We start from the raw sequence: 23,997 nt of genomic DNA, 5'->3' as shown, positions 1-23,997 counted from the left end.
TCGACGTTGCGCTATCGCCGACTGGACTCAGGCCACGTCGAGCGGCTTTGGAAGTACTGCGAAGCTTCGGGGTTGTCGTTGAACTCGAGTACGTTGCCCAGCTTCTCGGCCAGTGCCGCGCGGACTTCCTGTGGCGTGATGAAGAAGAACTCGCGACGCAGGTTCACCCGGTTCAGCCGCCGGTCGGCGAACATCGTGTGCAGCTCGTTCTCGAGCGCGACAGCATCCTTCGAGAAGTACAACAGGTGGGTGTCGAAGGGGAACGGCACCGACGCGTCGCCCAGTTCGAGGATGCGGTCCTTGGGCTCGCGGCGCCGGGTCATCCCGATCTTCACCACGTTCTCGCCGAAAGCACCGATGTTGCTGATGACGTACACGTAGCCGGCCCGGATGTTGGCGATGCGGTAGTCGTTCTGCGTGATCGCCGACTCGATGGCGGACAGCCGTTCACGCAGCTCGCCGGCCTCGTCGTGCTTGCCTTGCTCCGAGAGTCTCGCCAGTGCATTGGTGTAGTGGTCGCGTTCTTTCTCCAAGCGCTCGCGTTCGGCCTGCAGTTCCGCTTCAGCGCGTTTCTCCTCACGCAGAAGCTCGCGCTCGGCACGGGCTGCTTCGCGTTCCTCCTGCAGCTTGAACTGGTAGTCCCCAGTCAGCTCTATCTCACGCAGGCGAAGCTCGTGGTACTCCTGCGAAACGCGCATTTCCATCATTTTTCCGAGCTTCGCGATGGATTCGACCGATCTCTCGAGACGCTGCTTCGCCGAAGCCACCGTGCCGGCGCGCACCGACCGCACGCAGTTGTCGGCCTCGGCGTTGTACGCCCGGAGCATCAACTTCGAGAAGTCGGCGGTCATCTTCCGCCCTTGCGCCAGAGAGTTGTTGTACGCGAACCGTTCGGCCGCAAGGATGGCGGTGCCGTTCTTGACGAAGTCCTTCACCTGCTGGCGGATCGTGGTCAGCGCTTCCTTGTACTGCACAGCGTTCTCGAGCGGGTGGTGGTACTCGTAGATGCCGACCTGTTGCAGCAAGGCCGCATCATCGAGTTCGACAAGCTCACTCCTCGCCTGGTCGACTTGCTCGCGAAGGGCCTGCAGCTCCTGCTCGACCGAGGCTCGAAGTTCGTCTTGCTCGTCGATGTCGAACTGTGCGTCGTGGCGATCTGGCGCGAGTGTTCCCGTTACGGGCGCGAGCTCCTCCCAGGAAGAGCCCGAAGTCTCCGGCTCCTCTTGGCGTGCCGGCACTTCGGCAACCCAGAATTGCCAGCCCGGCGGTGCGGGCGGCCAGGACGGGTGCGGCTGCCAGCCCGGCGGCGGTACCCAGCCCGGCTCCGGGGGCGGCCACCCCGGCGGCGGAGCGAATCGGAGCCCGTTCACCGAGCGCTCCCCTCGTCGGCGGATGTCATCCCCGAACACCCTTCTTGTCGTCGATCGGCGTCAAGCGATGGGGCGCTTTGGACACCACAGCACGAAGGTGTTTCAACGTCTCTGACGGTGTGATCCGCGACAGGTCGATCTCCAGGAAGTCCGCACGGTCGACCGCCAAGGCGATCAGCCGGACGAACACGTCCTTGCCCACGGCGGGATCGACGTGGTTCACCCCGCCGACCAGCGAAATGCTGTCGATCTTGCCGCCGCGGTCCGATTCCCAGACCTCGTGGACGGTTCGCAACGTCATGTTGTTGATCAGATCGGCGTACCTGACCGTGGATTCCCGCTGCGCCAGCTTGGTTTCCGCGATCTCGTCGCTCGCGCGCACGTATCGGAAGGACTTGGTCGTCGGGATGGCCTCGGGCGGCGGGAAGACGAGAGTGATCGACAGCTCGCGGAACTCCGGACTGAAGGAGAACTCGATGTCGCTGTTGGCGGCGACCACTTCCGGGTAGATCGAGTTGCCGAAAACGATCCCGACGTATTCCTCGACTGCCTCGGCTTCGCTCGCGGCAAGCCGGTTGATCAGATCGTCGAGCCGCCGGTTCTCGTCGTCGACCACCCGCTGGCGTTCATCGCACTCCGCGTCGTAGCGCTTTCGGTCACCGGCCAATCGCCGCAACCGCTCGCCCTCGGCAGCTTGGTGCTGCTCGGCTGCGATCCGTTGCTGCTGGGGAATCTGCGCGACGAACGCCCGCCACGTGGCATGAGCCTGCTCGAACTGGCCCTTCGCGACTGCCACGGCCACCGCGTGTTTCTTCTTGGCGAAGACCGCCGAAAGTCCGGCAGGAGGCGCCGGCGGCCGGAAGATCGGCTCGGGCGGAGCCACGATCGGCACAGGCGGGGGCACCGGCACCAAGTAGGCCGATTCGAAGGGCGGGTGCTGAGCGACGCGACGCAGCTTCTCCAGGTCGACGTAGTCGTCGACAGCCAACGTCGACTCGAGTACCCCGTCGATGGCCGCCAGTTCTTCCCGCAAGTCCGCGTTGAGCGACTCGACTCGCATTTGCTGGGCCTCGACGTGGAGACGCTTGGCCTCACGTTCCGCCTGGACAGCCGCCTGCGCGTCAGCGCGCGCCATCCGCTCCCGCGCCGCGGCCGCAGCCGCGACAGCGCGGTGCATCTCTTTCTCCAGCCGTACACGCTCGCGCTCGGCGGTGGCCGCTTGACGCGCTCGCTCCTTCTGCGCCTTGGCAGCCTGGTACTGCATTTCGGCGAAGAACCCTCGGCGACGCCCCATCGATGTGCCTCCGACCTCAGCGATCTCAGTGCTGTTCAATATCGCTGAGCCGGACTGAATGTTTCACACTCGAGTCATTGTCTTGCAGACCACCACGGCGGGACACCGCTTCGCCACGGGAGGCGCGAGGCGAGGAGATTGATCGACATCGCGGCCACATCAAGCCTCTGACCAGCGTGTTTGGTGCCCCCGACCAGGCTCGGACAACATCCACACGGACTGCCATCCCTCACGACCTGCGAATATCCACCACAGTAGCTCTGTGCGGCGGCAGGTCGGTGCTGGTCCCGCCGCGTTCTTCCGCGACGCGTCCGGAATGACGTTCGGATCGTCTCTGCAAGAAGCCGTGCCAGCACAGCAGGGCAGCTAACTCCACACCGCCCGTCCCTGGCACGCGGACGTCGTCGAAACCCGGGGACCGTGAGCGTCCTCGAAGACAGCCTCTCCGATCGGGAACCCGACCCTGCCAGCCTGGACTACGTCGATCAGCAGCCGATCAGTACGAGGGCGCGGCCGGCCTACCCCGAATGACGGGCGGCGGCCGCCGCACTGCTCGACGACCTGCTGAAGACCGGCCAGCAACTGGCCGTACCGAGATGCGCGCCGGCTTCGAAGGCCCGCTGCGCCGCTTCCCGGCCCTTGCGCTGGCTGTCCCGGCCGAGGAGGTGAAGCTGCGCACGGACATGAACATCTACTGCGTCCACGAGCTGCCGGTCACGTGGCCGGAACCGGCCGGTGAGCCAGGGGATCCGCCTCATCCGGTGGGCACGCCGGGCGCCAGTTCAGCGCATCGCGGCGGATCGCTTGCGTCAGGTCGAGCTGCTCGCGCAGCAGCCGCTTGTGGTGATCCAGCCGGGCCATCATGGCGGCGATCGCTTGCTGCGTCCCGAGGTCAGGGAGCGGCACCGGCAGTTTGCGCAACGCGGCGAGCGAGATCGTCTTCATCCCCGTACTCCCGGTCGAATGGGCGCTGAGCCAGTCGCGCGCCTCCGCACCCCGCAGATAGGCCGCGAAGTAGTCGGCGTCCAGTCCGTCGGTGGGCCGGAGGACGAAACAGCCCGTACCGCACACCCAGCCGTCCTGCTCCTCACGAACCACCGCGCAACGGCCCAGCTCGCCACGGCGTGCCAGCACGACGTCGCCTCGGCGGAGGCGGAAGCGGTCCAGCCCGCGGGCGTGGTCTTCGGTGATCTGCCGGATTCCCGTGGCGTCGAATCCATCGTCCGTCAGATCCTTGGGCATGACCACGGGAACGCCCGGCGCGTCCAGGTAGTCCTCGGCGCGGATGTGGCTGCCGGAAGGGCCGGCGACAAGCAGATCCGCCGCGATGGCGCCGAGCGTCGGGCGTGAAAGGGTGGTCTCGTTGCGGGTCAGCCGTTCGTACCTGGCCAAGCTTTCCGCCAGCTCTGCGCTCGAGGACGCCGTTTCTTTCACGTGGTGGTCGAGCTTTTCGAGTGCGCGGGTGAGGTCCGGTGCCGCTGCCGGTCGTTCTCGCTCGACGTTGACATACAGCCTGGGGTCGAGACTTCCGTCGTTCTCGAGGATCTCCTCGTGCTTCACCGAGCGAGAAAAACCCGCCTCGTCGGAATCCGTGCCGGGGGACCTCAGCCACTCCCGCAGCCGGACGGCGATGCGCTCCACGTCGTCCGCAGTCAGGATGCGTGGCCGGCGCGGCGCCTGCCTGCCCAGCCGACCGGCGTCGACGAAGAGGACGGAGTCCGTCCCGCCGGGTGGCAAGTGGTGTGCCTTGTCGCGGGCGAGCACCCAGACGTGCACGGGGACGGCGGTGTGCGCGAAGAGGTTCGGCGGTAAGGCGATGACAGCGAGCACCACCCCACCGTCTTCCTCGATCATCTTCCGCCTGATGTCCGCTTCGCCACCGCCGGACCAGGCGGCGGCCGGCGGCATGATCATCGCGGCGATGCCACCTGGGCTCAACCGGTTCACCGCGAACTGGAGCCAGGCGAAGTTCGCATTGGACGCCGGTGGCGTGCCGAAGCGCAAGTGCGCAGGGTCGATCTTTTCGACGTTCTCGATGCGCCGGTTGAACGGCGGGTTGCTGATCACCACGTCGACCTCGGGCGTGTCGTGGCGGTTGAACAGCGATACCAGGTCCGAGCCGCGGACGACGGGCCGATCGACGCCGTGGACGGCCAAGTTCGCCATCGCCAGGTCCGCATTGGCGTGATCGGTCGTGTACGCCTCGAGGAAAGCTCCGTCGACGCGGCTGTGCTCCGCGATCTGCGCCACCGCGGCGGCGAGCAGACCACCGGACCCGCAGGCCGGATCCAGAACGCGATCTCCGGGCCCGGGAGCCGTCAAGCCGACCAGCACGCGCGCTACCGCGGGCGGCACCGGGAACTCGCCCGCGGTGACGGTGCTCTCCTGGAGGTGACGATCGAGCAGCAGCGCGGCGACGTCCGCCGCCCCCACCTCCGCCGGGGTCGGCCGCTGCACCAGCGCGAGGAGAAAAGCGGCTGTCCACGGCACGTCGTCCGGCTGTTCGTAACGGTTCATGAACTCAAACGCGCGCACATCCGGCAGCGGGAAGCCGGGCTGCCGGGCGGCGCTCGACAGGGCCGCACGCAGCCCCATCACCGGCGAGATCCGGGTCTCCGCCTCGGCGACTGCCCGCTTCCACTGCTTGACGAAGTCGTCTGCCGAATCCCGCCTCGACTCGACGAACCGGGCGAGGACCAGCAGGGCGAACATCGAAGCCAGATCGCCAGCCGAGTCCCGGCCCCGCCGGAAGGGCGCATACGCTCGCCAAAGCCGATCGGCGACGTCCGCGGCGCGAGTTTCCGTCATCTTCACTCCCCTGAGTGTCCTGGTTCCGCCCGGCCCGCTAGAGCCGGCTGATGAGGTACGCCAACGCGGCCACGAGCATCAGCAAACACAGCCGCAGCGTCGTGCCATTGCTCTGCATCGCCTTGCCGAGCAGCTCGAAGAACGCCTTCATTTGATCTCCCCCTGACTTCACCTGGGTCTTGCGCAGTGCCAGTGCGCATTATCTCGACACCCCGCCGAAGTGAGTCTTGCGAGCCCAGGCTTGCCGGAGGAGTGCGTCTTGCACGTACTTTAGCAGCAGTGGACCCATGTCGAGCGGTCATCCAGGGACGAGCGTCCCGCATCGCGCCATGTGCGCAGTAGTACTGCGCGACTTCCTAAGCCAATAACCGCTGGCTCCGATCTCGTGCCAACGATCGGAAGGCCGGAGCAGGCCAAGCGCACGCCTGGCACAATATGGCGTAGATCACACTCGCGTGGTTGTGCACCCTGGTCGTGTCTTGCCGATGAGTTCGCGTAGCACCGCTGCAGCCGACCGTCGTCGATCAACGCGTGAAGCACCGCTCGACGCATGCGACGGCCACCGCGCAGCGCGAGGCCTGGCTCGCCAAGTCGCCTCTGGTGGAGGCCGCAGCCACACCAAGGGCGTATGACGCAGCCCGGATGGAAGCCGTTCGATGCGGGCCCGTCCCCGCGATTCCGTCCAGACCGTGCAACTGCAGGGTGCCGGACTCAGCGCGAGCAGGAACGCCAGGCTGGGCACCAGGTCAGCGGCAGCCACTGGCCTCCGCGATTTAGTCGGTGTTCTTGGTGGTCCAGGCTGTCTGCCTGTTTCGATAAGGTCTCGTCACTCGCCAGATGAGTCCCCAGGTTCACCTGAGGCGTGTTGCACCAGGGACTCCAGAACCTCGACAATCGCCGGCATCGCGGCAGGGACCGAGCCGGGCTTCCGGGTCCACGCCTTGAGCGATTTGGCCTTCGCCGGCTCGCCGCCTGGAATGCGCGCCAACTCAGCTGTATATGACTCCAGCGCGTCGAAGACCGAGGGAGTCTGCGTCGCCGTACTCGTGTCATATCCGAGGCTCACGTACTTGAGCCCTTGCCAGTGGTATCCATCAGGTAGCAGCCATCCCACAGATATCGGCTCGGGTCGGTCAGGTGTGACCATCCTGATAGACGTGCCTCTCGCGCCCCACGCCAAGGTCAGATCCAGAGCGCGGCAAGCGGCAAGAAGATCTACCAGCGCGTCCCGGTACGTGTCATCGTCGATGGCTGCGAGGAACTCGGCCTCGTTGACCTTGGACACGGAGGTGCTGCGGCCGCGTTGTGCCGGCCCAGCCACCAACTGCGCTGAGTAGGCGGTGACCTCGGCTCCGGTCAGCTGCACCATCTGCACCAAGTGGTAGCGGCCGACCTGCGCGACAGTGTTGAGGTAGTCCAGACTAGTGGTCATCTGTGGCGTGAACCGTTGTGCTGCCACGACAAAGTGGAAGTCCCCCAGTGACAGCACAGCGGCCAGCCGGTCAACGAGCCCGTCCCAGTCGCATTCATCACCCGACCAAGTTCGGGCTACGAACTCTTGCAGCGTTCGACTGCCATGATCGACTACTGGATAGTGCTGGCTGGTGAGATAGCGCTGGACGACCCCGTTGTCGAAGTCGGCGACGGTCATACCCCACAGGTCAGAGCCGTAGTCGACGAGCTGGGCCAGCGCCGCACGGAAGTCGGGGTTCTGTGGCCCTGTCTTGAACTCGACCAATACGACCTCCCCCGACGATGTGAGCCCGACCAGGTCGACGCTGCCAGACGCAAGCCGGGTTTCTCGGCCCACGATCAGCAACGGGCCGCTGAGTCCCAGGTCATCAAGGGGCAGCAGTTCAGGATGATGTTTCAGCACCTCCTGCAGATGGTGCTCGTCGGGAGCGGGAGTCTCACTCAAGGTGAAAGGCTCACCGTTCGACTGTTTCACCAGGACTTTGCGGGCCACTCATCCATCTTCCCCGCCTGAGGTCCGATGCGCGACAGAAGCAACAGCCAGCACCTGCACGATCACGGCCGAGCACGACGCCAGCCAGATTAGCTTGCACTTCGACGGTGTTCACCTCACCGAGCAGCGTGGCGAGGAAGGAGGAACGTCCAGGTCCTGCGGGTGCGGCGCCGTACCCGTCCGCACCGTCGCTCGGCCTCGACCGACAGCTCGCCGAGAGCGATATCATCAACCGCGACGTCCTGTAGTACCCGATCGACAGCTGCCCATCGTGGCGGAAGTTTCCTGCGACTGATCGACGCCATACCAGTGCGCAGTGGTGTACCACCCTCGCGCCGCTATCCGGCACATTCCAGCCGACCGGCTGATCGACATCGGATTGGAAGGTCGTTCCGGAGACGGAGGTCTCCGGTCGTGACGACGCTTCCCGCCTGGCGGGCGTCTCGCCCTGCCTCAGGCGGCGACAAGTCGGCGGCGCCCTAGGCGGGCCGTGGCCGACGACCGGAGCTGACCGACAGTGAGCTGATCACGATGGCCGTGGCGCAGGTCCTGCAGATCGTGCAGCCCAGGGAGCAGTCCGGCGATCGCGCACTACTGCTCTCGGTCCTGCTGTCCGCCATGTCGGTTCCGGCATCGGCCACGGTATCCCACGCCAACATCCGGGACCTTACGGTGGCCTGGCCCTCCGAGCAGGACTCAGCACAACCGACAAAGGTGCTGCGGTCGGCGATTGCCCAGCAGGACGCGGTGCAAGCGGCAGGGATCGCGACCAATGAACTGCTGGGCGCGATGGTCGCCGCGGTGGCCGCGGGCTTGCACCCAGGCGAGTTCGAGGACTTTCGATGACGACGGAGCGGGCAGCCTCCCGGCGATCCGCGCACCGTAATCGGCCTGATCCTCCGTATCATCGACGAGCCGCGCAGAGCGGCGTGCAACGTCTCGATCCTTGTCCTGACGCTCTGTGTCGCGGCGCAGGTCTTCGGGAGCGGCCCCGTCTTCGGCATGCCTCTCGCGTGGCTCGACGGTGCGGGCAGTAACTCGGGCACAGCAGTGCTTGCCCTACTTCGCCGACGAAGCCGGAAACGCTCAGGGGTAGCCAGCAACCGCGACGAACGGCAGTGACTCGACAAGGGCGCGATCGCCGTAGCGGCCGGAGTGGCCTCTACGGCGTGAACCTCCGCGCCCTGACTGCGCAACTCTGGTGGACTGCCCCCTCGCCCATCTTCGTAGCAAGCGCGCCGGGGAGAAGGCCGGCAGGTGGGCTCCGCGCACAGCCGTAACAGTTGCTCGGATCACGACGATCCGTACGCTGGGCCAATCATGCGAAGCGGGCAGACAGGGGACGAGGCAGCAGTGGACGTTAGTGGCGGCAGTCGACGCGGCCGAGAGATGCCCTTAGAGGTTCAGCACATCCGCGATGCATTGAGGCGCGAGTTCACATCGCGAATTTCAATGGCAGATTACGAGGGCCGCGCCGGCACTGATTTCGATAACGCATTTCTGTCGCGCGCACTAGCTGCCAGAGCCGCCCGCATACTTACAGATTGCTCATCCGACGAGGCCGCAGCTGGCGTTATTGACGGACGCGACGATTTCGGCATTGACGCTGTCGCCTTCTCCGCATCGGGATCCGAACTTTGGCTGATTCAAGCAAAATGGAGCGACCGCGGGCAAGCAGGCTTCAATACAGCTGCAGCGCATAAATTAATACACGGCCTTAAGAAACTTGATAACCGCGATTTCGACCAGTTCAACGTACGCCTTCAGTCACTCGCCGACAGAGTCCGCGGAGTCTTAGGTCTGCCGACATGCAAGGTCTTCCTTATTGTAGCCGTCGTCGGCGAAGGACGACTCTCCGAGGAGACCGAGGCGATCCTAAAGGAAGCAGCAATCGATTTCGGCGGCTGGGGACGCACGGTCGAACACCGAGTACTAAACCAAGCAGCTTTTCATCGTGCGGTTCGCGAAGACCTAGCTCCCGAGCCAATAACGATCGTCGCCACAATGTCGGAAGGTTGGCATTCGCGAGAGACCCCCTATCAAGCTTTTGACGGACTCGTGTGCGTGGAAGAGTTAGCGAACTGGTACGCCGACCACGGCGAACGGCTTTACGATCGTAACGTGCGCCGATCGTTGGGGCTAACCGGCGTCAACCAGACTCTAGTCGAAAGCTTGACCGACGATCCACAAGGGTTCTGGTATCGACACAATGGGATTACCGTCCAGTGCAATACCATTGAACAGGAATTCTTTGCTCAGCGCGGCCCAAGCAAGCCTGTGCGATTGACCCTACACAACGCGAGCGTCGTGAACGGGGCTCAAACCGTAACATCAGCCTACCGCGCGTACGAACGCACCCCAGATGCACTAGGCGAAGCCTTCGTTACTGTACGAATTATATCGGTCAATGGCACGCCCGAAGGGTTCGCCAAGGAGATTACCAAGGCCACCAACACTCAAAATCACATGGAACGACGCGACTTCATCGCTATCGATGAAACGCAGAGTTTGATCCGAGAGGACTTTCGGCTCACTCTCGACAAAGAGTACGTTTTTAAGCGTGGTGAAATCGACCCAGCCCCTGCATCTGGCTGCTCAGTGCGCGAAGCCGCAACCGCCCTGGCCTGCGCATATCCAGATCCAATATTAGCCGTGAGAGTTAATGGATCCACAGAGGCACTCTGGGAGGAAGGCCCCGGCGGGGCGTACACAAGGCTATTCGGCAAACAACCGAACGCGTGCCAGATCTGGCGTACCGTGCTACTGATGCGTGCAGTACGGGACGCTCTTCATGACGTGCGCTCAACACTTTCTGGGCGCTCGGCCTCGATTGCCGAGAGCGGTGCATTACTCATCGCCCACATAGTATTCCAACTTGTGGGAACCGATGGCATCGAGGAGATAGACTCGGAGTGGGAATCAGGCTTGAATGAGGTGCCGGCTCTCGTAGAGGGGGTACTGGCACAGTTGATACCGCTGATGGACCATTTTTTTGGTGAAGGCAGCTATGTTACCAGCACCTTCGCCAACGAACAGCGGTGTCAGCAATTGGTGACCGGTGTACTGCAGGCGCTCGCTGAAGGCACTAACGTGCGCGATCTGACCACCTTCCAGTCAGATATCCCGAAACCCCGTCGACGTCCCAGCACCGTCTCCCTGATTATCGACCACAATCTCATCCCCGCAGGAACTCGCCTTGAATATCAGCCGAGCCCAACTGAAGAGCAGGCTATTGGAATTTGGTTGAGAAATGGTCAAGGTCGCTCCTTCGCAACCTGGGTAGATGATCGACGCAGGCCACTCTTATGGGAAGCGGATGGTCAGCGTTATTCACCAAGTGGGCTTGTCACGCAGATCTGGCGCAAGGCGGACTGGAGAGAGGCATGGAGTGCCGTCCAAGGACCGAAACAGTGGTACGTACCAGGCGAGGGTTCTCTCGTTGAGATAGCGGAACGACTTTGGCAGCGAATCATTACAGAGGAATGGTCACGAGAGCGAGAAACGACCAAGGATGCGGATTCGTAAAGGAGCGAAAGATGCCAGCATCTCAGCCCGAACCCCGTCCATTTAGCCGAAAGGGCCTCTGATGGCACTGCGACGTGGCCGTAAAGGCAACCTCGGACTCGAAGTCCTGTCGTTGATCGAACTGGCACTGCCGGAGCCAGACGGACAAACACTCTTGCGCGACCGACACGGGGAAACTGTTGCGGCCATTAGCGACGCCCTTGCCTCATCGCTCGACAATGTCTCCAGATTACAAGGCTGGCAGGTTCAGTACGCCTTCGAGGCCGTCGTAGTGGCTCTCGGCAACGTACGTCTAATTAAGTTTGAGGACTCAGGAATCTACTACTTCGACGACGCCGACGGCGAGCTCCAGCCCCCGGACTTCCGCATCGTGCTACGTGACGGTAGTCAACTATTGGTCGAAGTGAAGAACGTGGCTCCGAATGCAACCACCGCCACCGTCCGCGCGAAGGACTTAAGCGCAGCCCAGCGATATGCCGATGCTACCGGCGGGCGACTACTGTACGCACACTTTTGGAGTCATACCGGCCTTTGGACTTTGGTGGATCCGTCGGCATTCGATAGCACTGGGTCGCTGCGCCGCTTGACACTGGGAGAGTCCATGAAGGCTAACGAAATGTACTTGCTGGGCGATAGCTGGCTGGCAGTCGAGCCACCCCTTGTTCTTTCTGTAATCACTGACCGAGATAAAGAACAGGTGGTGGAGCGACACAGCGGCACAGCGGACACGAGGCGGATCACCGTCCGTCGAATGGAGCTGCTGAATGCCGGACGTCTCATCACCGACTCCGCAGAATGGAAGCTCGCCTGGTTCTTGATCTGGAATGGGCACTGGGCACCGACCGAGAACCTTCAGTTCGACAAGAATGGCCGACTGGAAAGAATAAACTACGTATTCTCGCCAGATATCCCGGACGAAGTGGCTGCGCGTCAGATTGCAGCTCGAGGAATGGCGATTGTCGGCGCACTGAGCACGTTAAGCACAAGGCGCTTCCTGGAAGTCACTACAACAAACGAAGGCGACATACGGGCACTGCGAGAGGAGCCCGAACCGGCACTACTTGTACAACTGATACCTGACGATTATTGGAATCGGCAGGACCGCGCCTTATCACTGTGGAAATTAAACGTCTCCCCGTAACCCAGTAGACGCTTATATCCGAATCTGCGATCACCTTTAAATGGCGTGGTTCTCAGATTCGAACCGCGGCGCCCACCGCTGCCGACGCCCGCAGGAGAGGAGGACGACGCGAGCGAGGTGTCAGACATCGGCACGCTGGTCGCGAGCGCTCCCGAGAGTCGCGCCACCGATCATCGCAACTGGGCGTTTCGTCGGGTCGCGCAGGAACGACAGGCGGCAAGGCCAGACGATGCGTCATTCCTCGGACCATTGAACCGGTGACGAGACAGTCGTACGAAGAGTCACTGTGTAGTTGCTATTAGTAGCAGGGGGACTTGGTCTCTCTTACCTCCGTGTCCTTGACTGTAGGTGCTTCCGACTATCTTGAGTCGAGGGCAAGAACCTAGGAGGGGGCATCGAGTGGCGAACGATCAGTCGGACCTGGTTCAACGGCTCGCAGCGGCGTCGGCCAACTTCGGCTACATGCTGCCGCTGGAGCCGCTCCTTGTGCGGTACGGCGCCGGCGCCGAACTCCACGTGTTCACCGATCCGAACGTCGCCCTGTACAAGATGCGACAGTTCGCGGAAGTCCTGGTCCAATGTCTCGCTGTGGAGAGCGGTCACCAGATCAACCCGCGAACCGACCTCGCTACTCTGATCGAGACCCTATACCAGAGGCAACTGCTCCCCGGCGACGTCTACCACCTGTTCGAGCGCATCCGCCGATCAGGCAATCGGGCGGTCCACCGCCACTTGGATGATCAGCGTGAGGCGCTGACATGTCTCCACGGCTGCTTCCAACTCGGGGTATGGTTCCACCAGACTCTGGGGCAGCCGTCGTCCGCACGACCCGAGTCGTTCATTCCTCCAGCTCGACCGGCGGACTTCACGTCCGACGAGGTCGCCGACCTAAGGCGCGACCTCGAAAAACTCCGAGACGATCTCGTCCGTGCCTGGTCTGCATCACAGGCGGCCACCGACCAGGCACACTCCGAAGCCGAAGCCCGCCAGCAGGCCGAAGCCATGGTCATTCAGACCCGCGATGATCTCCAGGTCGCGTTTGACCTGGCTCTGGAGACCGAGCAAGCTCTCAGCCGGGCCCAGGAGGAGTACAACGCCAGGCTTGCCGATCTTGAGGTGGCGCGGGAGGGGCTGACCGCCGCCGAGCGGAACGATGTAGTTCAGCGGGCGATCCGCGCGTCTGGCCGGGTGCGGCTAAGCGAGGCCCAGACCAGGGCCGTGATCGACGAGCAGCTCCGCGCTGCGGGGTGGGAAGTCGACTCGGAGAGGCTGCGTCATGGCCTCGGTGCTCGACCGGTCGCCGGGAAGAACATGGCCATCGCGGAGTGGCCGACGTCCTCGGGGCCGGCGGACTACATTCTGTTCTGTGGGCTCACCCCCGTCGGCGCGGTCGAAGCCAAGGCTGAGTCGCGAGACGTGTCCGGTGACCTCGGACAGGCTAGGCGTTACAGTCGGGATCTGAGCAACCTCGAGCCGCAGTCAGTGGCTAGGGGGCCGTGGGGCGACTTCAAGGTGCCGTTCCTGTTCGCCACGAACGGACGGCCGTATTTGGAGCAGCTGAGAACTGCTTCCGGCCTGTGGTTCCAGGACGTCCGCCGACCCACCAATTTGCCCCGGCCCCGCCGCGAGTGGCCTTCTCCCACCACGCTCTGGCAGTCAATGGCCCTCGACCGTAGCAACGCCGACGAGGCACTCCGCAACGACTCCAGCTTCGCCCCTCGGCTTCGCGAGTACCAACGCGAGGCGATTGCAGAGGTGGAGAAGCACATCGTCGACGGCATCCGGGCAATGCTGGTCGCGATGGCAACTGGCACCGGCAAGACGGTTACCTGCCTGGGCTTCGTCGAGCGCATGCTCCGAAACGAGCGGTTCAACCGCATCTTGTTCCTAGTGGACCGTCTGGCCTTGGGCGAACAGGCGGAGGGGAAGTTCAAGAGCGAGATCGTCCACAGCGTCAATACGCTAGCTCAGATTTACGACGTCGCGACCATCGACAAACCACAGATCGACGCCGAGACCCGACTACACATCGCGACCGTGCAGTCGATGGTGCACCGACTCGCTGACCACGACTCCGGCCAGGCCCGTCTCGATCCCGACCTGTACGATTGCATCGTCGTCGACGAGTGCCACCGCGGCTACTCGCTGGACAGGGCCATGACTCCGGGCGAGCTCGAGTTCCGCTCTGAGGCCGAGTATCAGAGCGAGTACCGCCGCGTACTCGATCACTTCGACGCCGTGAAGATCGGCCTAACGGCGACACCTGCCGCGCACACCGTCGCCATCTTCGGCGACCCGATCTACACCTACCCCTATCGGCGGGCCGTGATCGAGGGCTACCTCATCGACCACGAACCGCCCACCCAAATCGCGACGCAGCTCAACACCTTCGGCATTCACCTCGACCGCGGTACAGAAGCGAACATCCTCGACCTCGAGACCGGCCAAGTCGAGCTGCACCAACTCCAGGACGAGCTGAACTTCGAGGTCGACGACTTCAACCGTCGGGTGATCACACCCGGCTTCAACGACGCTGTTTGCCGGGAACTCGCCCAAGAAATCACTCCCGGCGAAGATGGCAAAACCATCATCTTCTGCGTGAACGACGCGCATGCCGACCTAGTCGTCGACTCTCTTAACCGTGCGCTCGAGGATCTCTGGGGAGAGATCGACGGCGAACTGGTCATGAAGATCACTAGCAGGTCGGACCGGCCACAACGTCTGATCCGGCGATTCCGCAACGAACGGACTCCGCAGGTCGCCGTGACCGTAGACCTGCTCACGACAGGGGTCGACATCCCAAAGGTCGACAAGCTGGTCTTCATCCGCCGGGTACGCAGCAGGATCCTTTTCGAGCAGATGCTCGGCCGGGCGACGCGGCCGTGTCCCGAAATCGGGAAGGAGACGTTCCGCATCTACGACGCGGTCGGACTCTACGCGGCCTTGAAACCACTGACGTCGATGCAGCCGGTCATCGCAAACATCAGCATCACGGCCGAGCAGTTGACCGCCGAACTGATCGACGCCGATCGTCCCGAGCATGTCCAAGTAATCGCCGAACAGCTTGCGGCTCGGTTGCAGCGGCGGCTCCCGAGGTTGACCGCCGAAGCAGCCGAGGCGTTCGCACGGCTCACGGCGCGTTCGCCCGCTGACTTCATCGACGAAGTCATCCGGGCCGGTGACTTCGAGCAGCTCGTCTCCGCCTTCACCCGGATCCCTGAACTGGCTGTCCTCGTCGAGCGCGGAGTAGTCCTTACATCCCGCCAAGCGGTGATCGACGAGCGGCAAGACGAGGTCATCGCGTCCCGCCGCGACTACGGGAACTCGATCCAGCCGGCCGAATATCTCCAGTCGTTCCGACGCCTACTACAGGACCTGAGCGATGTCCCGTCGCTTGACATCGCTTTGAGGACGCCGAGTGAGTTGTCTCGGAAGCAATTGAGCGAGTTGCTTACGGCGCTGGAAACGCGCGGTTTCACCGAGGCGAACCTTCGCACCGCCGTACGCGAGGTCACCAACCGCGACTTCGGCGCAAAGATGATCGGCTACGTCCTCCACTTCGGCCGAGGCCTTCCTCTGGTGCCTTTCGAGCACCGTGTCGACGCGGCAACCGACGCAGTGCTATCCAGCGAAGTCGTACGTTGGACGACGATGCGACGGAACTTGCTGAAGAAGATCGCAGCCGCCTTGAAGGCCCAAGGATACCTCGACCGACAACTACTCGACGACGGACAGTTCCGTCAGGAATTTGGTGGCTTCACACGACTCGATCGTGCATTTGACGGCCAGCTTAATCAGGTGCTAAACCATCTAACCGAACAGGTCTGGGCCGACACCGGCGTGAGCGAAAGATGACAATGACCCGTACTGCAGACATCGTGGCGAAGCTCTGGACCCTGTGCAATGACCTTCGCGATGATGGAGTCACGTACCAACAGTACGTGACTGAGCTGACCTACCTGCTTTTCCTCAAGATGGCGGCCGAGACCGGCGAAGAGGAAAAGCTTCTGCCGGAAGGCTATCGCTGGCAGGACCTTGACGAGAAAAAAGGCGTCGAGCAGTACGATTTTTATCGCGAGATGCTCATCCGCCTGGGCGGGAAGGCCCCCAGCCGGCAGGTGCGAGTGGTCTACGGCAACGCGAGCACGTCGATCAGGCACCCACGGGTTCTCACCAAGCTCGTCACCGACATCGATGCCCTGGACTGGTTTGATGCGCGCACCGAGGGACTTGGTGATCTGTACGAAGGGCTGCTGGAGAAGAACTCGACCGAGTCTAAGCGAGGCGCTGGGCAGTACTTCACCCCTCGCCCCCTCATCGACTCGATGATCGCGTTGGTCAAACCGCAACCCGGTGAAGTAGTCCAAGACCCCGCCCTCGGCACAGCCGGCTTTCTTGTCGCAACACACCGATATATCTGTGAAAAAACCAACGACCTGTACGATCTAAGCACCGAGAAGCAGAATACTCAGCTACACAACGCATATGTCGGCATGGAGCTCGTTCCCGACACCCATCGCCTCGCAGTGATGAACGCCCTCCTGCATGGCTTCACCGGCGACCTCCGACTCGGCAACACCCTCACTTCTGACGGTGCGCGCCTTCCGTCAGCCGACGTCATCCTGACCAACCCGCCGTTTGGCACCAAGACCGGTGGCGGAACCGATCGCGAAGACTTCACCCATCGCACCTCAAACAAGCAGTTTGCCTACGTTCAGCACATCTACCGTACGCTCCGACCCGGCGGTCGAGCCGCTGTCGTACTTCCCGACAACGTCCTGTACGATGCCCAAGCCCGTCCGATCAGGACGGACCTCCTCGACAAGTGCAACGTCCACACCATCCTGCGGCTGCCTGAGGGCCTCTTTTACGCCCAGAGCGTGAAAGCCAACGTGCTTTTCCTTTACCGAGGCCACGACGACACTGGAAACACCCAGCAGACGTGGATCTACGACCTCCGTTCGGGAGTGCCTTCCTTCGGTCGGCGCAATGTGCTCTCCCGCGCATTCTTCGCCGACTTCGAACGCGAGTTCGGCGACGATCCCTACGGGAAATCGCCTCGCACCGACCAGGGTCCCCGGGGACGCTTCCGGCGGTTCAGCCGCGAGGACATCGCCAGGCAGGATGACAGTCTCCACTTCCCTTGGTCCGTCTCGAACGGCAGCGAAGAGGATGTGACGGACGCTGATCCGATCAGCGTCATCGAAGATATGACCAAGAGCCTGCAGCAGGCGATGAACGACCTCGAAGCCCTCCGCGCGATCGTCGACGGGGAAGTGCGCCAGTGACCGCCGGGACCACCTGGACCACCGTACCTTTGAAAAACGTCGCCGAGGTGCGTCTAGGGCGGCAACTGTCGCCGAAGAACCGGACCGGCGACAACATGCGCCCGTATCTGCGTGCAGCGAACGTCACCTGGCGTGGCCTAGCCCTCGATGATGTGAACACCATGAACTTCACCGAGACCGAAGCCGAAACCTTTCGGCTTCGACCCGGCGACATCCTCGTGGGCGAAGCCTCGGGCAGCGCTGCCGAAGTCGGCAAACCAGCTATGTGGACCGGCGAAATCGCCGATTGCTGCTTCCAAAATACCCTGATCCGTGTTCGCAGTCACGGCATCGATCCGCGATATCTCTTGCACTTCCTTCGGCACGAAGCACGGCGGGGCGCCTTCGTCGAGCACGCCAGAGGCGTGGGCATCCACCACATCGGCGCTGCGCGGTTGGCCCAGTGGCACGTTCCGCTTCCACCAGTTGACGAGCAGCAGCGCATCGCCGACCTGATGGAAAAGGCTGAAGAATTGGCCAATCGCATTGAGGACAACCTACGGCAAGTGGTATCGAGCCACAATAACGCCGTGGATGCGATGATCTACGACGCACTCTTCGGCCCACCCAGTGACACCCTTCTGCCACACGAGTCCAGCGCTCAGGACGAATCTCCACTCCCGATCGGATGGGAGTGGCACGCTTTGGATGAGATTGCAGACGTCGTCTCGGGAGTCACCAAGGACAGTAAGAAGCAGTCCGACCCGGAGATCCCAGAATACCCGTACCTGCGCGTAGCGAACGTTCAACGCAATAAGTTGAACCTGACCGATGTAGCGCGTATTAGGGTCTCAGCCGAGAGGGCCGCTCAACTTACCTTGCAGCCCGGCGACGTGCTTATGAATGAAGGAGGAGACCGCGACAAGCTAGGCCGAGGATGGATTTGGGAAGGGCAGATCGAGAACTGCATTCACCAGAATCATGTCTTCCGAGTGCGAGTCAAAGACGAAATCCTAGACCCTCGACTTCTCTCCTGGTACGGAAACACGTACGCCCGCAGCTGGTTCGAGTCGCGAGGCAAACAGAACACTCGCCTTGCCTCTATCAGCATGAAACTCTTGAGACAACTACCTGTTCCAGTGCCTCCACGTGAGGCCCAGGCGGAAATCGTCAAAGAAATAGAAACGTGTTTAGCGACGCTCGACAACTTGCGGGCCCGATTGCAAGCGGAGCTGGATAACCTGCGGAGATTGCGAATCACGCTGGCCACAAAGGCGTACGCGGGTATTAAGGTAGCGTCAGTCCACTAACCACGCGCGTTGCGTCTTCTAGTCCGCCAGGAAAGGCAAGCAGAGAAGCTCTCTGCACTCGCGCGGGACCGTAAGCGAGTGGGGCTGGCTTGGACCTTCCAGCAAGGTCCAAGCCGGTCTCGATCACATGGTGGAGCACGTTTGACGTCCGGGGAAATAGGTTGTCGCGATTGACCAAATGCGTCGTCAGCGCCAGCCTGCGGACGAAAATTATTACCATAGGCGGGTCAGCGTCGAGAGGTCGCACTGGCCCGCCCGACAATTTTCGTCCTTGCCGCCGGTGCCGGTGTTAACCGGTCAACTGGATCACCCAGTGGGGATTCCAGGAGGTGGCTCAGCCATTCTTTCTCAGAACGTCTCGTTCGATCTGAAGAGCGACTTGCCCGACTAATTGTTTGGGGTGATCGGCGATGTCGTGAGAGGCTGCGTTGATGCCGCTGCTCAACGACATGCCGCTCGAACGAACGAACCAGATCTTCCGCCACCCGATCCACCAGGACGGGGTCGGCACCCTGATGCGGCTGATCACCGCGTTGCGGCAATGTCGGAGCGCGAAGGACTACCCTGACGTCCGGCCCGCTCTAACCCAGCTTCGGCGGAACGGACTCTGGATCGCGCTCGCCGGCAACCAGACCGCGAAGGCAGGGAGCCTGCTCCGCAAGCTCGACCTCCCTGTCGATGCCATCGCGACCTCGGCTGAGTGGGGCGTTGCCAAGCCGGATCCGGCCTTCTTCCGGCGCGTCATCGAACTGTCCGGCGTCGCTCCCAACGAGCTGCTCTACGTCGGGGACCACCGGGACAACGACGTCGTCGCCGGTCACGCCGCTGGGCTCTGGACGGCGTTGATCCGTCGCGGTCCCTGGGGACACTTGTGGGCTGACGACCCGACAGTGCTGGCGAACGCCGACTGGGTCATCAACTCGCTGAACGAACTGCCCAACCTGATCGCCAGAACTTGATCACGACACGTCAGCCCATGCGGCGAACGTCGCCAGCTCGTCGCTGACTGTCCGCTGCCCGCGCAGGAGCGATCGCAGTGCCGCCTTGACCCGAGGATGCTCCCGGCTGTGGAGCGGCGCGACGCTCTTGGCCAGCTGGAGCGATGCGAAAGCGTCGTCCGGCCGACCGACCTCGAGCTGCGCCGGAGCCAAGTCGATGTAGAAGTGCGATCGGCGCTCGGCCGGAAGCTCGCGAGGCGGGTGCCAACCGGTGCCGCGTTGGACCGCTGTCGGGCTGTCACCCAGCTCCTGTGCCACGGCCACTTCGTGAATCCGGACCGAGGCGGGACCGAAGGCCGTTCCGAGGTAGACCCCTTCGGGCGTGTGCTCGGCAGCTCGATACGCCTCAGCGAGGTGATCACCTGCTTCTTCCGCCTTACCCGCACGTGCGGAAACGACGGCGGCTCGCATCGCCAACGATCCGCGGGCAGCTTCGCTGTCTACTGTGGATCGGGTAGCCGGTATCCGATCGATAGCACGGACGAGCGAGCGGTGCGCCGTTTCCAAATCCCGCACGGCGAAGAACATTTCAGTACGCACATAGGCCACGGCCGCAGCAAGGAAGGGTTGATCGACCTGGGAAGCAGCCAATCGCATGGCGGTGATGATCTGGCTCGATAGGTCCGTGTAGCCGTATTTGAAAGCCAAGCCGTCAGCTGCCCGGTAAGCCAGGACCAACAGCTCCGTTGTGTCGTTGCGTTCCCGTTCATCGATCGCCAAGTCGCGCGCCCACCCAGCTCCATCAGGAGATCCGGCAGATCGACGACCAGTTGCGCGTAACGCGCCTGGACACGCTGTTCTGTCACCTGGGACACAGCTGCTCGCAGGGCGTGCGCAGGACGAACGGGACCGTCGTCCGGCTCGTCGCAAGCCAACAGCGCCCGCCTTAGCGCCGTCATGCCAACACGCACTGCATCGTCCCTGAGCTGAGCGGTGCGCGGGGATCGGTTCTCGCGCCGCAGCTCCGCCTGCTCCTGCTTCGCTGCCTCCCAATGCCGTCGCAAATCGCCACCCGTGTGCAGACCGCGGTCGAGCGCATCGACCAGTTCACGCGATGGCAGGTTCCGCCCTTCCCGCTCGGCCAGTGACACGTAGTTGCGCGTGTAGCCGATCCGCCGGGCCAGCTCGGACTGACTCAGGCCCGCGGCCGATCGGAGGCGCCGGATCTCCCGCACAAGATGATCGGCGGCCGGCCGCGTCTCCGTCTGCTCGTCAGTCACGTCGTTCTCCCGATCCGTTCACAGCGGGTAAATCGGCACGTTCGTCATTTACCCCCTTCCGGCATCGTCGCTGGCCAGGGTCCCATGGTGATCGTTCCGACGTCACGATGCAGGAGGGAACCGGTGAACACAACCGCCATGCCGGTATCCGGCGAAGCACTACCTGATTTGAGGAACGCCGAAGGGTGGACTCGATGATGCCCGGGGCCTCCGAGCGGCCGCTGACCATCGGGATCATGGGTCCGCACCTGACGGGCAAGAGCACGTTCATCTCCCGCCTGGCCTTGGAGCTTCGACGCAACGGATACCAAGTCGCCACCATCGCGGCGCTTGTGGAGCGAGCCCAACGGCTGGGGATACCGATCCTGCACAACCACTCCTGGGCATCGACGATGTGGTTCATCACCCGCGGCATCAGCGATGAACTGGAAGCGTGGGTCCACGCTGACGTCATCTTGGTCAACGGTGCTGTTCCCGACGCTCTGGCGTACTACCGCGCCGCCCTGGAGCACCGTGGCGATGCACCCGGTCAGGCGGAACTCGATCAGCTCGAGAGCCTGGTGCGGAACCACAGTTCGAACTACAACCTGCTCTTCCGAACGACGCTCGACGCAGCAGCGACCGATGGAGAAACCGACGATGAGGTGTTTCGGCGCCTCGCTGATCGCTGGGTGCGCCGGGTTGCCGAAAGCCTTGAAGTCACCAATGTTCCCGTGCCCTCTTCCGACCACGGCACCGCCCTGGAACTCGCCATCGGTTATGTGATCGAACGCGGATAACCCCCAGACCGGCGGCGGAGTTGCTGCCCCGACCGCAACTCCGCCGCCCCCACCACAGGTATGGCCCGGGTGAACACCATGGCACCGAACGAAGTCCGATGGCCCTCCGAGGACGACTTGCTTCTCGCAGAAGACGCCGGATACGTACTTCTTTGCCGCGTGCTCCTCGGGCTACGCCGTCCGTCCTTTTCGGAATCACCACCACGATCGACCGGAGTACCGATGTCCCGCGAAACCACCCGACTCGTCGACACGCTGCTGGCGACGCAGGTCCGAATCAGCCTGCTCGTGCACCAGCTTCAGGACGGAACGGCGACAACGGACGATCAGCGGCACTTCGCAGACGGGCTCGAGGAGCTGCTGGACATCCTGCAGTCTCACGCCGCGGACGTCGACGCCGGCATCGTGCTGGCTCCGCACGACCTTCTTCTCGCAGAACGGCACTTGGCATGACCGACGCATCGTTGCGCTACCCCGGCTTCTACGTGGTCGGCCGCGCGATCCGGGAACATCGAATGGCTCGGGACATGAGCCTTCGGAAGCTGGCACGCCTGATGGGCACCAGCCCAAGCCCAGCCCAAGCCTCCTTTCGAGTTGGGAGACCGGAGAACGACGCATTCCAGCGGTGCCGCTGGGCTGGGCGCTCGGCCTACTCGAAGTGCCAGCCGCCGAATGCCATCTCCTGGGCCGACTGCACGCGGAATCCGAGCGCGCGAGCTATGTCGAAGGGAACGACTCCGGCGAGATCAGCCTCCAGCGTGCGTACGACCGATACACCCTGCAGACCTACGAATGGGCACCGAAGGTCGTCCCGGACCTTCTCCAGACGTTCGGCTACGCTCACGCGCTTCCGGGAGCGCGCCCCCAGCCCGACGACGTCGACCAGGAGATCTTCGCGCGCCGCGTCCGACAGGTCGATCGAGATTCCCGACATCGGCACACCCTCCTGCTGGGCTCGGCCGCGTTGACCCTGGAAGGCGTCCCGGCGGAGGTCGTGCAGGCACAACTCCAGGAGATCACCAGCTCACCGAATCGGTGGCGGGTGGACACCCGGATCGTCCCGGCCGACGCGGCCGTCTCTCCGACGATCGAGTCATTCGTCATCTACGAGACCGCAGAAAAGGCCTTCACCGTCGTTTTGAGACACGAGCGCTCGACGGTCTACCTGTCCGACCTGACGACAGTCAGGCGCTACAAGTCGACGTTCGATGCGCTCCAGCGGATAGCTGTCGCCTATGACCCGGCGACCTCATGTTGAGCGTCACGGCCTGCTGGGGCGGCAGCCGCGAAGGCGTCCCAGAGCAAGTTGAGCGGGTGATCAGCGGCGTATCGCTGTCGTTCGCCTGCGCGAGCGAAGATCCCCGTGACGATTTCGAGCTCAGGTTCGTAGCCCGTGCCGAGCTGGAGCTTGCGGAGATTCGCGCCGGGCAGCCGACCTTCGATGGCCGCGTCGGCGACTCGCTCGGTCGTGAGCAGGCAGCCGAACATCAGCTTGCTGCTGAGCAGGTTGAGGCCGTAGTTGAGGGCGTCGATGTCGGCGACCACGTGGAGCTTGCCGCGGTACTCCGGGCCGTACCAGCGGGTGAGGAAATCGGCCAGGAGCCCGGCGGTCGGTGCGAGCAGCGGCAGGTCGGCGAGGGCGTCCCGCGACACCGGCCGGTCGGGAACCTCGCGGGCACAGAGGTTGGTCAGCAGCGCGACGCGTTCGCGGTGCCACTCGAGGAAGTCGTGCGGCACGTCCGGCCCGCGGCCGCGCTCGGCGGCGAACGAGCCGCACACGAGATCGACCTGCTCGGCGTCCAGCTTGGTCTTGAGGTCGCGGGTCCGGACGTGCTCGATTTTGAGCTGGATGCCCCGGCGTTCGAAGGTGTCACGCAGTTGTGGCCAGACCGCGCCGAGGAACTCGACGGTGAACTCGGTGGTGCCCACCGTGATGGTGGACCCGACCCGCCGGCGGGCGCCATGGAGACGCTCGGTCCAGGCGCGCAGCGTGCTCGTGGCCAGCGCGACGACCTCGTCGCCGGAGCCGGTGAACAGGAAGTCCTTCCCGCGCCCCTGCTTCGCGACAAGCGCCTCGCCCATCAGCCGGATCGCCGCATCGTTCAGCGTGTCGAGCTGCTTCTGCACGCTGGACTGCGACCGTTGCAGAACCCGGGCCGCGCGCTGCGCACTGCCGGTGGCATGCACGACGGCCAGCGTCCGCAGCTGGTCGAGGCTCGTGTCCAGCAACTCCGCTGGGAAGCCGAGCAGCTCGGCTACTTCCGAGTCCCTCACCAGGGTCTCCTCGCTTGTTTTCCAGCCGGATAGTTCCAGTTCTAG

At 63.2% G+C, this 23,997-nt stretch carries 16 protein-coding genes and 2 pseudogenes; 11 read left to right on the top strand and 7 right to left on the bottom strand.

What is annotated here, in order from left to right; genetic code table 11:
• Window positions 1-11 precede the first annotated feature (11 nt).
• Window positions 12-1,370, bottom strand: a complete 1,359-nt coding sequence (locus SD460_RS12715; RefSeq protein WP_290050377.1) for an SNIPE associated domain-containing protein — start codon at window positions 1,368-1,370, stop codon at window positions 12-14.
• Window positions 1,371-1,395: 25 nt separating this feature from the next.
• Complete coding sequence (locus tag SD460_RS12710) at window positions 1,396-2,634, bottom strand: hypothetical protein (RefSeq protein ID WP_290050376.1); 1,239 nt, start codon at window positions 2,632-2,634, stop codon at window positions 1,396-1,398.
• Between the two features lie 617 nt (window positions 2,635-3,251).
• On the opposite strand from SD460_RS12710, the pseudogene SD460_RS12705 reads away from it, so the two are divergent.
• Window positions 3,252-3,386 (top strand): annotated as a pseudogene (locus SD460_RS12705) (cytochrome P450); the annotation flags it as partial.
• Here SD460_RS12705 and SD460_RS12700 read toward each other — a convergent pair.
• Together SD460_RS12700 and SD460_RS12695 are read right to left on the bottom strand one after the other, a co-directional pair.
• Entirely contained in the window at window positions 3,379-5,472 is a 2,094-nt protein-coding gene (locus tag SD460_RS12700) for a type I restriction-modification system subunit M/S (protein WP_290050419.1), read from the bottom strand. The pseudogene SD460_RS12705 and the gene SD460_RS12700 sit on opposite strands and share 8 nt — an antisense overlap.
• 826 nt (window positions 5,473-6,298) lie before the next feature.
• Entirely contained in the window at window positions 6,299-7,438 is a 1,140-nt protein-coding gene (locus SD460_RS12695) for a PDDEXK family nuclease (RefSeq protein WP_290050375.1), read from the bottom strand.
• Between the two features lie 531 nt (window positions 7,439-7,969).
• Between SD460_RS12695 and SD460_RS12690 the strand changes: the two genes are divergently transcribed.
• From SD460_RS12690 to SD460_RS12660, 7 genes are all read left to right on the top strand, one after another.
• Entirely contained in the window at window positions 7,970-8,284 is a 315-nt protein-coding gene (locus tag SD460_RS12690; RefSeq protein WP_290050373.1) for a hypothetical protein, read from the top strand.
• 474 nt (window positions 8,285-8,758) lie between these two features.
• Window positions 8,759-10,963 (top strand): AIPR family protein, encoded by a 2,205-nt coding sequence (locus SD460_RS12685; protein ID WP_290050372.1) that lies wholly within the window; start codon window positions 8,759-8,761, stop codon window positions 10,961-10,963.
• 61 nt (window positions 10,964-11,024) lie between these two features.
• Window positions 11,025-12,104, top strand: coding sequence for a protein NO VEIN domain-containing protein (locus tag SD460_RS12680; RefSeq protein WP_290050369.1), 1,080 nt, complete (start codon window positions 11,025-11,027; stop codon window positions 12,102-12,104).
• Window positions 12,105-12,503: 399 nt separating this feature from the next.
• Window positions 12,504-15,959 carry a type I restriction-modification system endonuclease gene (hsdR, locus tag SD460_RS12675; RefSeq protein WP_290050368.1) on the top strand — a complete coding sequence of 1,152 codons (3,456 nt, stop codon included), beginning with the start codon at window positions 12,504-12,506 and terminating at the stop codon, window positions 15,957-15,959.
• The gene (locus SD460_RS12670) at window positions 15,956-17,392 is read left to right on the top strand and encodes a class I SAM-dependent DNA methyltransferase (RefSeq protein WP_318306178.1); all 1,437 of its coding nucleotides are present in this window, start codon (window positions 15,956-15,958) and stop codon (window positions 17,390-17,392) included. The genes hsdR and SD460_RS12670 overlap by 4 nt, the downstream gene beginning before the upstream one ends.
• Window positions 17,389-18,681: a restriction endonuclease subunit S gene (locus tag SD460_RS12665; RefSeq protein ID WP_290050365.1), complete on the top strand. Its 1,293-nt coding sequence runs from the start codon at window positions 17,389-17,391 to the stop codon at window positions 18,679-18,681. The genes SD460_RS12670 and SD460_RS12665 overlap by 4 nt, the downstream gene beginning before the upstream one ends.
• Before the next feature lie 431 nt (window positions 18,682-19,112).
• Complete coding sequence (locus SD460_RS12660) at window positions 19,113-19,640, top strand: HAD family hydrolase (protein WP_290050362.1); 528 nt, start codon at window positions 19,113-19,115, stop codon at window positions 19,638-19,640.
• Here the strand turns inward: SD460_RS12660 and SD460_RS12655 are convergent, their stop codons facing one another.
• Together SD460_RS12655 and SD460_RS46885 are read right to left on the bottom strand one after the other, a co-directional pair.
• Entirely contained in the window at window positions 19,641-20,399 is a 759-nt protein-coding gene (locus SD460_RS12655; protein WP_290050360.1) for a hypothetical protein, read from the bottom strand. It lies immediately after the preceding gene.
• A 281-nt stretch (window positions 20,400-20,680) separates the two neighbouring features.
• A pseudogene (locus SD460_RS46885) lies at window positions 20,681-20,854 on the bottom strand (helix-turn-helix transcriptional regulator); the annotation flags it as partial.
• Window positions 20,855-21,093: 239 nt separating this feature from the next.
• On the opposite strand from SD460_RS46885, the gene SD460_RS12650 reads away from it, so the two are divergent.
• From SD460_RS12650 to SD460_RS12640, 3 genes are all read left to right on the top strand, one after another.
• Complete coding sequence (locus tag SD460_RS12650) at window positions 21,094-21,678, top strand: P-loop NTPase family protein (RefSeq protein ID WP_285459653.1); 585 nt, start codon at window positions 21,094-21,096, stop codon at window positions 21,676-21,678.
• 222 nt (window positions 21,679-21,900) lie between these two features.
• Window positions 21,901-22,131, top strand: coding sequence for a hypothetical protein (locus SD460_RS12645; RefSeq protein WP_290050359.1), 231 nt, complete (start codon window positions 21,901-21,903; stop codon window positions 22,129-22,131).
• 172 nt (window positions 22,132-22,303) lie between these two features.
• Window positions 22,304-22,936, top strand: coding sequence for a Scr1 family TA system antitoxin-like transcriptional regulator (locus SD460_RS12640; RefSeq protein ID WP_290050357.1), 633 nt, complete (start codon window positions 22,304-22,306; stop codon window positions 22,934-22,936).
• On the opposite strand, the gene SD460_RS12635 is transcribed toward SD460_RS12640, so the two are convergent.
• Complete coding sequence (locus SD460_RS12635) at window positions 22,912-23,952, bottom strand: LysR family transcriptional regulator (protein ID WP_290050356.1); 1,041 nt, start codon at window positions 23,950-23,952, stop codon at window positions 22,912-22,914. The two genes, SD460_RS12640 and SD460_RS12635, sit on opposite strands and share 25 nt — an antisense overlap.
• Between the last annotated feature and the right edge of the window lie 45 nt (window positions 23,953-23,997).

Origin of the sequence: Amycolatopsis solani (genome assembly GCF_033441515.1) — a bacterium.
GTDB classification, from domain to species: domain Bacteria; phylum Actinomycetota; class Actinomycetes; order Mycobacteriales; family Pseudonocardiaceae; genus Amycolatopsis; species Amycolatopsis solani.
Note: the sequence above shows the minus strand (reverse complement) of the source record. Positions and strands in the feature narration are given on the sequence as shown.

Bases quoted from the DNA above. Each gene is read 5' to 3' on its own strand.
- SD460_RS12650 (WP_285459653.1), top strand. From the start codon at position 21,094: ATGATGCCCGGGGCCTCCGAGCGGCCGCTGACCATCGGGATCATGGGT.
- SD460_RS12645 (WP_290050359.1), top strand. From the start codon at position 21,901: ATGTCCCGCGAAACCACCCGACTCGTCGACACGCTGCTGGCGACGCAG.
- SD460_RS12710 (WP_290050376.1), bottom strand. From the start codon at position 2,634: ATGCAGTACCAGGCTGCCAAGGCGCAGAAGGAGCGAGCGCGTCAAGCG.
- SD460_RS12660 (WP_290050362.1), top strand. From the start codon at position 19,113: ATGCCGCTGCTCAACGACATGCCGCTCGAACGAACGAACCAGATCTTC.
- SD460_RS12685 (WP_290050372.1), top strand. From the start codon at position 8,759: ATGCGAAGCGGGCAGACAGGGGACGAGGCAGCAGTGGACGTTAGTGGC.
- SD460_RS12680 (WP_290050369.1), top strand. From the start codon at position 11,025: ATGGCACTGCGACGTGGCCGTAAAGGCAACCTCGGACTCGAAGTCCTG.
- SD460_RS12690 (WP_290050373.1), top strand. From the start codon at position 7,970: ATGGCCGTGGCGCAGGTCCTGCAGATCGTGCAGCCCAGGGAGCAGTCC.
- SD460_RS12670 (WP_318306178.1), top strand. From the start codon at position 15,956: ATGACAATGACCCGTACTGCAGACATCGTGGCGAAGCTCTGGACCCTG.
- SD460_RS12700 (WP_290050419.1), bottom strand. From the start codon at position 5,472: ATGACGGAAACTCGCGCCGCGGACGTCGCCGATCGGCTTTGGCGAGCG.